The following is a 12,249-nucleotide window of genomic DNA, read 5'->3' on the forward strand; positions in this document are numbered from 1 at the left end:
CTAGTTGGCCAATTATCAGGCGGGCTCTTGGGCTACCGCGTTGAAAAACGCCTCATAGCTATCGCCGCAATGTTCGGTCACTCTGGAGCACTTTGTATGCTCGTGTTCGGAGGTTCACTCCCTTGGATTATTTCCTTCGCAATACTTCACGGTCTCTCTTGGGGCTTGCGGGCCCCGATAATGCAAGCATTACGAGCCGACTATTTTGGTCGACACTCATTTGGGCAGGTTCTTGGTTTAGCCAGCCCATTGATCACATCAGGTATGGTTGCGGGTCCACTAATAGTGGGTTTATTAGCTGACAAAAGCGGCAGCTTCCAACCCGGCTTCTTGGTCGTAGCTAGCCTTGCAGCACTAGGATCAATCTTCTTCATCTTCACTCATCCCCCAAAAAAGCGTTCATCAGTTTCATAACTATTCATCCCTCCACGACCAAGGAGTTCTGCGCACGTGTACCTTGGATGCCGCAAGTGGTACTCAATAACCTCCACCCAAGCAGTAGTAGTCTGGGGGGACTGTGATTCTACGGAGAAACACGTCACAATAGGGCGCGTGCTTGCCCTCTTCAGGTCAGCAAGCCAGAAGGGGACTTGATTTTGCTGGCAACCACCAAGCTTCGCGTGTGGCTCAAAAATCTGTTCCCCGGCTGGTGGGTTTTAGGCGCAGCCGTTGCTGTGCAAATCCTTCCCGCTGCCTTTCTAATGCATGCTTACAGCGCTTACGCGGTTGTTATGCAACCCGAATTCGGATGGAGCACAGCGATCTTTGCAACTGCTTTTTCTGCCCAGCAGGCAGCTAGTGGTCTTCTGGGGCCGTTTCAAGGTTGGCTTTTACAGCGGTTTGGTCCCCAAAGAATAATCCGGGTTGGTCTCGTTGTATTCGCCATTGGGCTGGTTATGCTCAGTCAAGTTCACGGCCTCGCTCTTTTCTTTGCTGCTGTTCTAATTGCGGCTTTCGGCGCTAGTCTCGGTGGTTTCCTATCAACCAACACAACGACGGTGAATTGGTTCATCAGACACCGCTCAATGGCACTGGCATTAATACAGGTTGGGATTAGTGCGGGTGGACTCATTGCGCCAGTAATAGCGTGGTCATTAACCATGTACGGGTGGCGCTTCACTGCAATGGCTAGTGCCGTGCTAGTACTAGCTATTGGCCTTCCCCTCACCCGAATAATTCGTAATCGACCCGAAGACATTGGACTGACTCCAGACGGCGACANNGTNGNAGANCAACAAATCCTTAANGAAAAACCACAAGCNGAATTTGGTGCGCGCGAAGCANTACGCACTCGCGCATTNTGGTTCATTTCGTTAGGGCACGCCTTGGCTTTAACTGTAGTTTCAGCAGTTCTTGCTCACCTAGTGCTTTACCTCACCCAGGAGAAAGGATTTAGTCTCGCTNTTGGCGCCAGCATGGTGGCAGTANTGACNGCNTCAANTNTNGTTGGNCAANTATCAGGCGGGCTCTTGGGCTACCGCGTTGAAAAACGCCTCATAGCTATCGCCGCAATGTTCGGTCACTCCGCAGCTCTTTGCATGCTCGTGTTCGGAGGTTCACTCCCTTGGATTATTTCGTTCGCAATACTTCACGGCCTCTCTTGGGGCTTACGTGGTCCAACAATGCAAGCATTACGAGCTGACTATTTTGGTCGCCGGTCATTTGCACAGATTCTTGGTTTCTCAGGCCCGATGATCACTTCGGGTATGGTTGCGGGTCCACTAATAGTGGGTTTGTTAGCCGATCACAGCGGCAGCTTCCAACCCGGCTTCTTAGTCGTAGCTAGCCTTGCAGCACTAGGATCAATCTTCTTCATCCTCGCTCGACCCCCAAAAAAACGCCCTTCAAGGCTCATTGGTTAGGCAAAACAAGCAATCCTGTTTGTCCGGTAATCCAGAACTTACGATCAAATCGATTCAGGTTAATTTCACGACAGAATTAAATCCGTCCTCTATAATGCAGCATAATTACCAAACTATGTGCTTGCAAGAGGGTACGGTCGGGGAGCAATAGTGAGTATCGATACTAACAAGATAAGTAGGTAATTGGGGGGCGAGTAATGAAAAAGAACGTTACAAGGTTGTTTGCTTTGGGTATTTTAGTTGCCCTGGCCGCATGCGGTGCACCCAAGGAATTAGGATCAATCTCAGGATATTACGAAGGTGAAAAGGATGCGGTTTACGCAGTTNTTGTTGAAGCAGTGTCGGCAGCCGCCACTGAGTTTGAGTCGGACAGGTGGGTAGTGTCACAGGACGATATGGAAAATCATTTCTTGCAGGCAGACGCTAGCATGTGTTGCCTTAAGAATTTTATTGGCCTCTCTTCGGGAAAACGATACGAAACGGCGTTATCAGTCAAGATTACTAAACCCAAAAAAGGAACCAGAGTTGCTATCGATGGTGGCCGTAATACCGCTGAAATGGCTGATCAAATCTGGGAGTCCCTAGACGCATCATTCGCTAGAGTTAGACAAGGTCGCCTAGCACCCATCATTGACTAAACTCCACTACATCGAAACCACGGCTTTGTACCACAGGACCTTTAGGTTAGTACTGTCTGTATAAGTACCTCTGCTGAGTTAATCCGGATACGGCCCTGATGTACACTATGCCCCCATGACTAGGTGGGCATAGTTAACTCTGACCAGGCTGTACGGCTTGAGTGTTTATTCATTATTAACGTGATCGGTTTGCGTAAGAGAGTTACGAAATCTTGTCCAGCGCAATTTTGAACCGCTGCACGGTACCCTCTACATCCCTTAACTTATCAAGACCAAAGAGGCCAACACGAAAAGTCCTAAAGCTGTCCGGCTCATCTACTCGTAGTGGTACTCCCGCTGCAATTTGCACCCCAACCTCAGCGAATTTTTGTCCTGAAAATATTTCAGGATCCTCCGTGTAGCTCACTACTACGGTGGGAGCCTCGTAACCTGCAGCGGCCACACTTGGGAAGTCATTGAGGGCGAGCAATGAGCGAAGTTTGGAGCCCAACTCCCACTGGGCTTCACGGGCCCTATCGAAACCAAAGTCTTCTGTCTCCTGCATGACGCTATGAAAAGTCGCCATCGTATCTGTTGGCATTGTCGCGTGATAAGCGTAACTACCGTCCTCATACGCTTCTGTTACACGCAACCACTGCAGGAGATCACAAGCGAAACTAGAGCTNGTGGTCTTTTGGATTCGTTCGTNTGCCTCTGNACNTAGTAACACTAAGCCGAAGCCTGGTGAACCACTCCAACCTTTCTGTGGGGCGCTAATTAGAAGATCAACACCAACATCGAGCATGTCGATGCACATAGCGCCCGAAGCAACGCAATCTAGTACGAACAAGCCTCCAACAGAGTGAACTGCTTCAGCTATAGTCCGAAGGTAAACATCTGGTAATAGCAAGCCGGATGACGTCTCTACATGAGGAGCGAAAACCAAGTCGGGACGTTCGGCAGTAATGTGCGCCGTTACTTTATCGACAGGCGGGGGGGCATAGGGCGCTTCTTTATCATTACTTGCAACCTGTGCTTTCAGGACACGCAAATCAGCAGGAATACTGCCTCTTTCGAGGATTTGGCTCCAACGGTAACTAAACCAGCCATTACGAATCACGAGGCAACTCTTGTCGGTAGCGAACTGCCTAGCAACAGCCTCCATAGCGTAGGTGCCACCACCAGGAACGGTAGCGACCGAATGAGCGTTGTAAACCTCTTTTAGTGTGCTGGAAACATCCCTTATGATTCTTGAGAAACGATTCGACATGTGGTTTAACGAGCGGTCAGAATAGACAACAGAGTATTCGAGAAGTCCTTCTTGATCAATGTTAGGGAGCAGGGGTACCATCAATTCCTCCGTGAACAGACATCGTACTAAATCAGTTAATCGTTAGGTTAACAGTTCAGCGTGATGTCTCCACCTGAATGCACCACAAATCTGCTTAAGGGATTAGGGAGTTAGTACACGTTCGCAGTTCACAGAGAACCTGGGTTTAGACTAAACAGGTGACATACGAGGAATTCCGAGAAGCGACTGAGGTTTTAATCAGAGAAATTCCGGATGATTTTCTGGAGGGTCTTCAAGGTATTCACGTAATCGAAGACGAGAAGCCTGAGGAAGAGTATGTAGAAGTTTGGCGCTTGGGTGAGTACCTTGACCCGGGACCTCAGGACTTTCTTGGATTTGGCGAGGGCCTTGGTCGCCACATCGTCTTGTACTTCGGGTCCTTTGTACAGGTCGCTAGCAAAAATCCGAACTTCGACTGGGAGGGAGAGCTTTGGGACACCATTACGCACGAGCTCCGTCATCACGTCGAGTCACTTGCTGGGGACGTCACTCTCATCGAAGATGATTTGACGCGCCAACGCAAATTCACCCGCTACGGTAATGACTAGCACCTAAGGGCTTTTAGGTTTAACCGGTTCTTTCTAATAGAACGGCTATCGAGAGTCAGGCTAGTGGAAAATCATCTAACTCCACATTATGGAGTGCTTGCCTGTGGTGAAGCTCTAAGTGGGTTATTAGAATGGTAACGGCATACTTGAGGTTGTAGGTGATGAAGTGTGCGACGGGAGAGGTAATCAGCACTCGTTCGTGATCAACCCAATCAGTACTACTTATAAGTTCTAACAAACCGTCTATATGATCCCCGAAATCCCGTACAATCCCAGTAGGTATGTTGCCTTGTCTCGGCTGGAACCCCCGGAATGTCTTTATTTTTATTTGGGTATCAGGTCGAACTGTCCAGGAAAGGATGCTACCAAACATCCAGGGTAAAAGTGGGAGTCGCTCCCAAGAAGTACTCCGCTTTTTGCCTTCTGCAATTTCCTTAAATTGGGGAAGGTAGTGCTGGTTGGTGATAATCAGGTGATCGAGGCACTGGCCCACACTCCACCTGTTGGGGGCCTCTTGCCAGTTAAGCTGAGTAACGTCAAAACCACCGAACGCACTCTCAATCTTACGCGAGGTTTCCTGGGCCTCCTTAAACATAGTCGTTAGGTAAGCATTATTCATAGACTTCTGACTCGCCCCTATTTCAGTATGCAACATGATTGTGAATAGGACAGAAACCTAAAAACCTTTTGTATTGATTTAAGAATCAGGTACAAGATTAATATCATGTATCCCCACCAGAAGTTTCGGGTTAACAAGTTTGAAGCGGTACACTGTTGGGCAGATCATTTTGAAGCACCTGGCCTGAAATGCTTTTGAAAGGAATCACATGGAATTATGTTGCACCTCGGTCATGCTTCCCCGTTGGACGCTAGATGAAACATTTGATCGCCTTGGGGAGTACGGGTACGACGCTGTCGAACTTCGGTGCCGTTATAATCCCAGCGGCCCTGATGCCGAACCCTCCTTTTGGGGACGTCATCTTACCGACGTAACTCCAGATAATATTGTTACAAAAGCGCAACAGATTAATTCAGCGTCGAAACGTAGTGGCGTCCGCGTAGCAGCACTAGCGCCAAACATCACGTTCGAACGGTTAGACATCGTCACCAAGCTTTTTGAGGGTGCTCTAGCCATCAACAAGGATACTCCCCCGCTTATACGTATCGGCGCCCCAAGTCATAAACGAGATCAGCCTTACCTACCTCAATTTGAGGTGGCGAGGGAGGGTTTCAGAAAGTTGGCTGACAAAGCTCGCGAGTTTGGCGTTAAGGTCGTCTACGAAATACACGTAGGTACTGTGGCTGTAACGGCTTCCCGCACCCGTGAGCTTCTGTGGGATCTTGATCCCAATCACATTGGCGCTATTTACGATGTTCCCAACATGATCCGTGTTGGAATCGAGGACACCAGGATGGGCCTGGAGCTACTCGGACCCTACCTCGCTCATTGCCATATTGGTAATGCCTTCCCCGTAATGGGAAAGCACGAAGCAGATGGTCAAAAACCTTGGACTTGGTCTTTCTGTAACCTCAAGACTGGTGTTGCAAACATCCCGCAAATAATAGAAGACCTAAAGTCGGTGAATTACCGGGGTGCCATCTCCCTCGAAGAGTTCGGTCCCGGTAATGACGCAGAAAAAATCGCGTCGGAAGGCACGTACTTGACGAAACTGATGAGTGCTAATTAGCGTCTCTGAAGTAATATTTCGAGATAAAGAGTAGGATTCTTGAAAATGAAGTTCTCCATCTGCAACGAACTATTCAAAAGCTGGCCAATAGAACGAATAGCCTATTTTGTAGCTGAATTGGGTTACGAAGGCCTCGAGCTTGCGCCCTTCACACTGTGTGACCTCGTCACGGACCTTTCGCTGGGGGACCGTCGCCGAATCCGCCGATCCATCGAGGGTGCTGGCTTAAAAATTGTTGGCCTTCACTGGTTATTGGCTGAAACAGTGGGCTTTAACCTCAATGATGCTGACCCAGCAATCCGTCAGCGTACAACTGATTACCTATTAGCTCTAATTGACTGTTGTGCTGATCTCGGTGGAGAAGTATTAGTTTTTGGTTCGCCACAGCAACGAAATGTTCCTGACGGACTCACAAAAAAGGAAGCTTGGTCCTCGGCAGTGGAGATCCTTAATCAATGTGGAATTCACTCTTTGGAGCGGGGTGTAGTGTTCTGCGTTGAACCCCTTAGTCACAACGAGACAAACTTCCTTGTTGACGTGAGCGACGCAGCGAATTTAGTTCGGGCGGTAGATCATCCAAACTTACGAATGATGGTCGATACCAAGGCAATGAGTTATACCCCGAGTCCGATCCCGGACCAAATCCGTAGTGTTAGCCCTCTCTTCCATCACGTGCATTTGAATGACCCTAACCTCCGTGGTCCAGGAATGGGTGACATGGACTTCAGACCAATACTCCAAGTGCTCAGTGACCTTAATTATGAAGCCTGGTTATCTGTCGAAGTATTCGATTTCTCACCAGGTGCCGAGACTACTGCCCGCGAGAGCTTAACGTACTTGAAAGGATTGGAAAAACTACTCTTAAGTCAATAAGGTGTGAAAAGAATTTTTTTGCTGGTTACGAAATAATTACCAGGAATCGTTCGTAAGCCTCGGTCCAAACCTCGGTATTTGTAGGCTCGAACCTTTCCAGTTCGAATGAGTTAGCAATTACAGTGCGGCCTGACGCGAGATCAGGCAGTTGTCCTGCTGCGATCAACTGTAAAACAATGTTGCCGAGTGCAGCTGCTTCAACTGGACCGGCGATGACTGTCCGTGTGCACGCATTAGCAGTAAATCGGTTAAGAAGTCGGTTTTGACTACCGCCACCTACGATGCGTAGGGTTGTTAACGGCGTACCTAATAACCCTTCTAGAGCGCTAAGAACCCAACGGTAGCGGAGTGCGATGCTTTCAAGGCAACATCGAACTATAGCCCCAACGGTAGTGGGTTCGGGCTGGTTAGTCCGACGACAGAAGGTCCGGATGGCACCCGGAAGGTCACCCATGGGAATAAAATCACTGTGATCAGGGTCTATTAGGCTACGAAATGGCTCTGCTCGCTCTGCCTCGATCTCTAATTCCTCCCAAGTGTAATCGTGACCCTCGCGCTGCCACTGCCTACGGCTTTCTTGTAATAACCAGAGGCCAGCAACGTTCTTTAGGAGACGGATAGTACCGCCAACACCACCCTCGTTAGTAAAGTTCCGCTCTAACGCATGATCTGTCAGGATCGCCTCAGGAATCTCCGCACCCATCAAGGTCCACGTTCCACTACTGAGGTAAGCACTATCACGATCGAGATCAGGAACAGCAGCCACGGCACTACCAGTGTCGTGGCTAGCCACAGCAAACACCGGAACCTCACCTTCGAAACCTACTTCTGAAGCAACGTCTGTAAGTACACGCCCAATCAATTGACCAGGCTGAATCAACTTGGGCAGAATGCGAGTAGGTATCCCCAGTTCACTAACAAGTTCCTTTGACCACTGCCGGGTTTTTGCATCTAGAAGTTGACTGGTAGAAGCAACAGTGTACTCGGAAACAGGGCGACCAGTAAGCCAGTAGTTAAACAGATCGGGAATAAAAAGTAACCTGTCAGCTTGTTCTAATTGGGGGTCTTCATTAACCACCATGCTCGTAAGTTGATCTAGGGTATTAAGTTGCATGAACTGAATACCAGTCACACCGTAAATGCGTTCGCGTGAAACGCTCTCCAGCACCCGATCTATCATTCCCTCTGTCCGTGAGTCCCGATAATGATACGGATTGCTGATGAGCGCCCCTGCCTTGTCAAGCAAACAGTAATCAACACCCCAAGTATCGATACCAATCCCATCAGGAACACCACCTACTTTTTGGGTATACGCCCGGAAGCCACGTTTCATCTCTTCCCATAAAAGTAGGACGTCCCAGTAGACGCTACCGCGGCTTGTAATTGGGTCGTTAGGGAATCGGTGGAGTTCAGAAAGCTCTATACTATTACCATCAAAGCGGCCGAGGATGACTCTTCCACTTGAGGCTCCTAAATCCACAGCCAATACGTTTGTCGTGGTCTTCACCCAGCCTCTCCCCTGAGGAGCTTCTGCTGTCGCACCACCTCGTCGAGTCGCCCCTCAACGTTTTTGACCTCAGCAATAATGGGTAGTTTCCGGTCTTCCCAACCAAGCTCGTGCGACAGCTCGAGCAGCCGATTACGGATTTTCTCGAGCGTCACTGCTTCACCGGAGGTAAGCTCCACTCACTCCACCATCAACCGTTAGCGCACCACCGGTCGTGCGACTGGCCCGAGGTCCCGCTAAAAAAGATATTGCCTCGGCAATGTGTTCAGGGTAGACGCTAACTTTTAAGGTTGTTCTATTTCGGTAGACGTCATCAAGTTCTTCTGGAGCCACACCGTAACTAGCGGCCCGATCGCCCCGCCACCCGCCATCCCAAATTCCACTATCGCGTAGTACAGCGTCAGGCAGGACAGCGTTGACGCGGATGCCGGCTGAACCGCCTTCCTCAGCAAGACAACGAGCCATATGCAACTCTGCAGCTTTGACCGCACTGTAAGCAAGATTGTTCTTTCCAGCGTAGACACTGTTCTTGCTGGCTACGTAAATGAGGCTGCCACCTGTACCTTGCCGCCTCCATATGCGGAATGCCTCGCGGCTAACAAGGAAATATCCATAGCCCATAATCGCCATGATTTTGTCCCAATCGCTCGCTGTAGAGGTCTCTATAGGCCCAGCATTAGCAAAGCCTGCGTTTGAAACAACCACGTCAGCGCCACCCCAGGTCTTTACGACCTCAACGAACGCCTTTTCAACAGCAACTTCATCAGTAACGTTGCAGTGAATTGCTATTGCTGTGCCCGGACCATGGGAAGCATTTAGTTCCTCAGCAACAACGTGGGCCCCCTCATTGTTGATGTCTAGAATAGCGACGTGTGCTTGGTCTTGTGCCAAGCGCCTGGCAGTGGCGCGACCAATGCCGCTTGCACCACCAGTGATTACTGCAACCCGTCCACCCATCTCTAGTGGTGGTGGTTTAAGAGTTAATTTATATAGTTCGAGAGGCCAGTACTCAATCGCATAGGCCTCCTCTGAAGTTAGGCTCTCAAAACCACCTAACACCTCACTACCTTCAATGACGTTTATGGCTCGCCGGTATAGTTGACGACTGACGTCGGCATTCTTACTGTCAGATCCAGCATTAATCATTCCTAGGCCTGGAATTAGGACAACTCGGGGGTAGGGATCAAATATCTTATCGCCCTCAATCTTGTTCGCTTTGAAGTAGGTCTCGTAAGACTCAACATAGGTTTTTAGGCCTACCTCAAGCTTCTTCAGAAGAGTGGCAGTACCATCGTTGGGTTTCCATTCAATAAAGAGAGGTTGTCTCTTGGTGTGGACCAGGTGATCTGGGCAGGCTGCCCCTATCTGCGAAAGATCACGAGCGGCTGTAGTACCGACGTAATTAAGGACCTCAGGGCTACTGTCTACAGTAAGGATAGCAGCCTGTCGTGTACTCAACCAGCCTCTTAACTCCGGAAGAATGGCATTCAGTATTGAAGCCTTCTCATCCTCCGGTAGAGCAGGAACATCGACTCCCGTAAATACCTTGCGGTCCGAACGTTTTTCCTCAATATAGTTCTCAGCTTCTTGGATAATGCCGATCGTGCGATCGTAAGTTTGGCGACTAGTACTTCCCCAGGTGACAAGACCATGTTTAGCCATGATCACCAACTCGGCTTTAGGATTGGCCCGTATGCCGTCACCAATCCATTTTGATAGCATGAATCCCGGCCGAATATAATCAACCCAAACCATGCGACTTCCCCATAGTTTCTCACATATACTGCGGCCGTTTACCGCACATGCCAGGCTTATGACGGCATCCGGGTGGGTATGATCAACGTGGTCGCCAGGAGTAAAACCGTGAAGAAGCGTCTCAATACTTTGACGAGGCCGATCAACAGCATGTAACGAATGCGATAGATAGGTAACCATCTCCTCATCAGTCATCGATTCCCGTTCGAGGAGAGGCAGGATATCGTCCATGCGCAACCCAGCAAAACCATCCTCATCAATATTCGCAAGATCACTGCCTGAACCCTTGACCCACAGCACCTCAACCTGCTGACCTCGATGATCCATCTCTATGGTCTTTACGCTGGTGTTGCCACCATAGATGTTGCAAATAGCTCTGTCCTGACCTAAGAGTCTCGAGCGATGAGCAAGAGCAGATAAACCTTCTCCTGAAGGTGCCTCGTCTGAATTCCACAAGTTTACTGGCATAACTATATCGATCCCTTCTACATCCTAGAATTATGTCAGACGTCACGACAATATTGATCGTATAGGTGACACTCTGTAATTCTGTTAAACTCCATGCACATATAACTCTAGGTTGAGAAAACGGAATTACGTTGGTTTGTTTTGGAGGCAACATGGCATCAACCGCAACTCTAAGTGAGCGACTCGAAACGCAGGACAGAAACATTAATGATGTTAAGGATGCTCTCTCCCAACAGGCGATTGAGACCCCTTCTTGGGGTTACCAGAACTCTGGAACGCGTTTTAAAACCTTCCCTTGGCCGGGTGCAGCTCGCAATGCTGAGGAGAAGATTGATGATGCCTCAACAGTACATAAATTCACGGGTGTTGCACCTTCGGTAGCTCTGCACATTCCTTGGGATAAGGTTGACGACTACGACGCTTTAAAGCGTTACGCTACTGATCGCGGTATTCACCTTGGCGCAGTTAACCCAAATGTTTTCCAAGAGGAAGAATACCGTTTAGGTTCCCTTGGCCACCCCGACCCTACCGTCCGGAGACAAGCACTCGATCATCTACTCGAGTGTGTCGACATTATGGGTAGAACCAACTCTACTGACCTCAGTCTTTGGTTCGCTGACGGCACGAACTACGTAGGGCAAGACGACATTCGCCGTCGTAAGAACACGTTCCTTGAAGGACTAAGGTCTGTCTACGAGGCTCTCCCTGAGGGTAGTCGCATGCTAGTCGAATACAAATTCTTTGAGCCCGGCTTCTACCACACAGATATTGCTGATTGGGGTATGGCCTTCAGCATGTGTTTAAAGCTTGGCTCTAAAGCAGAGGTTCTTGTCGACATGGGTCATCACGCCCAGGGCACAAACATTGAGCACATAGTTTCATTTCTTTTAGATGAGGGGCGACTTGGGGGATTCCACTTTAATAACCGTAGGTATGCTGATGACGATTTAATCGTGGGAACCGTAAACCCGCTTGAACTGTTCTGCGTTTACCATGAGCTTGTAAAAGCAGAGCTCTCAGAGGAATCTACACTGCGCGAGCGAGCTAAACGCATTGCCTACATGATCGACCAGTGTCACAATGTTGAGGGTAAAGTTGGGGCAATGATGTGGAGCGTAATTAACTGCCAAACAGCTTATGCAAAAGCCTTACTCGTAGATCACGACAGCCTAAGGATGCATCAGACGGCAGGTAACGTCCTCGCAGCCCACCGCACCCTAATGGACGCCTTCGAGCTCGATGTTCGGCCATTACTTGCAGAGATTAGGGAGGAACAGGGGCGACATCCTGACCCTATGCAAGCGCTTAAAGAAAGCCGTTACGAAGAAATAATTGCCAAAGAACGAGGTAAGGACGGTTCGGGAAGTGGCTTCCCAACATAAACACTGACGCGTTCCTCTGCACTCAATAAATCGTACTAGGGCTAGTTACACGTGACCTATTGGGGTGCACCTAATCGAGACCATCTTTCTAACTCGTTCCTTATTTCTTCATAGAGCTTTGTGTTGGTCCCATCGAAGGCGAGATAAGTGCCTGCATCAAAGGCTTTAGCGAAAAAATGGATTTCTAGGTCTTCTACA

12 protein-coding genes are annotated in these 12,249 nt (G+C 49.2%); 7 read left to right on the forward strand and 5 right to left on the reverse strand.

The window, feature by feature from the left end:
• The 3 genes from CMO31_02095 to CMO31_02105 form a co-directional block, all read left to right on the forward strand.
• Window positions 1-414 (forward strand): hypothetical protein (locus tag CMO31_02095; protein ID MAZ52792.1); only part of this gene is annotated, 414 nt, incomplete at its 5' end.
• A gap of 182 nt (window positions 415-596) precedes the next feature.
• Window positions 597-1,862, forward strand: coding sequence for a hypothetical protein (locus CMO31_02100; protein MAZ52793.1), 1,266 nt, complete (start codon window positions 597-599; stop codon window positions 1,860-1,862).
• A gap of 197 nt (window positions 1,863-2,059) precedes the next feature.
• Window positions 2,060-2,500 (forward strand): hypothetical protein, encoded by a 441-nt coding sequence (locus tag CMO31_02105; protein MAZ52794.1) that lies wholly within the window; start codon window positions 2,060-2,062, stop codon window positions 2,498-2,500.
• Between the two features lie 202 nt (window positions 2,501-2,702).
• On the opposite strand, the gene CMO31_02110 is transcribed toward CMO31_02105, so the two are convergent.
• Window positions 2,703-3,830 (reverse strand): aminotransferase, encoded by a 1,128-nt coding sequence (locus CMO31_02110; GenBank protein ID MAZ52795.1) that lies wholly within the window; start codon window positions 3,828-3,830, stop codon window positions 2,703-2,705.
• Window positions 3,831-3,988: 158 nt separating this feature from the next.
• Here CMO31_02110 and CMO31_02115 point away from each other — a divergent pair, with 158 nt between their 5' ends.
• Window positions 3,989-4,378 carry a hypothetical protein gene (locus CMO31_02115; protein MAZ52796.1) on the forward strand — a complete coding sequence of 130 codons (390 nt, stop codon included), beginning with the start codon at window positions 3,989-3,991 and terminating at the stop codon, window positions 4,376-4,378.
• A 55-nt stretch (window positions 4,379-4,433) separates the two neighbouring features.
• On the opposite strand, the gene CMO31_02120 is transcribed toward CMO31_02115, so the two are convergent.
• On the reverse strand, window positions 4,434-5,033 hold the full coding sequence (locus tag CMO31_02120; GenBank protein MAZ52797.1) for a hypothetical protein: 600 nt from the start codon (window positions 5,031-5,033) through the stop codon (window positions 4,434-4,436).
• 172 nt (window positions 5,034-5,205) lie between these two features.
• Here CMO31_02120 and CMO31_02125 point away from each other — a divergent pair, with 172 nt between their 5' ends.
• Window positions 5,206-6,066 (forward strand): hypothetical protein, encoded by an 861-nt coding sequence (locus tag CMO31_02125; protein ID MAZ52798.1) that lies wholly within the window; start codon window positions 5,206-5,208, stop codon window positions 6,064-6,066.
• 45 nt (window positions 6,067-6,111) lie between these two features.
• The gene (locus tag CMO31_02130) at window positions 6,112-6,939 is read left to right on the forward strand and encodes a D-tagatose 3-epimerase (protein MAZ52799.1); all 828 of its coding nucleotides are present in this window, start codon (window positions 6,112-6,114) and stop codon (window positions 6,937-6,939) included.
• Window positions 6,940-6,964: 25 nt separating this feature from the next.
• Here the strand turns inward: CMO31_02130 and CMO31_02135 are convergent, their stop codons facing one another.
• Genes CMO31_02135 through CMO31_02145 form a run of 3 tightly spaced genes read right to left on the reverse strand, consistent with a single transcriptional unit; the run spans window position 6,965 to window position 10,669 of the window.
• On the reverse strand, window positions 6,965-8,446 hold the full coding sequence (locus CMO31_02135; GenBank protein MAZ52800.1) for a rhamnulokinase: 1,482 nt from the start codon (window positions 8,444-8,446) through the stop codon (window positions 6,965-6,967).
• Complete coding sequence (locus CMO31_02140; protein MAZ52801.1) at window positions 8,443-8,625, reverse strand: hypothetical protein; 183 nt, start codon at window positions 8,623-8,625, stop codon at window positions 8,443-8,445. The genes CMO31_02135 and CMO31_02140 overlap by 4 nt, the downstream gene beginning before the upstream one ends.
• The gene (locus CMO31_02145) at window positions 8,606-10,669 is read right to left on the reverse strand and encodes a bifunctional rhamnulose-1-phosphate aldolase/short-chain dehydrogenase (protein ID MAZ52802.1); all 2,064 of its coding nucleotides are present in this window, start codon (window positions 10,667-10,669) and stop codon (window positions 8,606-8,608) included. The genes CMO31_02140 and CMO31_02145 overlap by 20 nt, the downstream gene beginning before the upstream one ends.
• Before the next feature lie 152 nt (window positions 10,670-10,821).
• Between CMO31_02145 and rhaI the strand changes: the two genes are divergently transcribed.
• Window positions 10,822-12,051, forward strand: coding sequence for an L-rhamnose isomerase (gene rhaI, locus CMO31_02150; GenBank protein ID MAZ52803.1), 1,230 nt, complete (start codon window positions 10,822-10,824; stop codon window positions 12,049-12,051).
• The last annotated feature ends 198 nt before the right edge of the window (window positions 12,052-12,249 follow it).

This window comes from Trueperaceae bacterium, from assembly GCA_002707365.1.
GTDB lineage: Bacteria > Deinococcota > Deinococci > Deinococcales > Trueperaceae > UBA6957.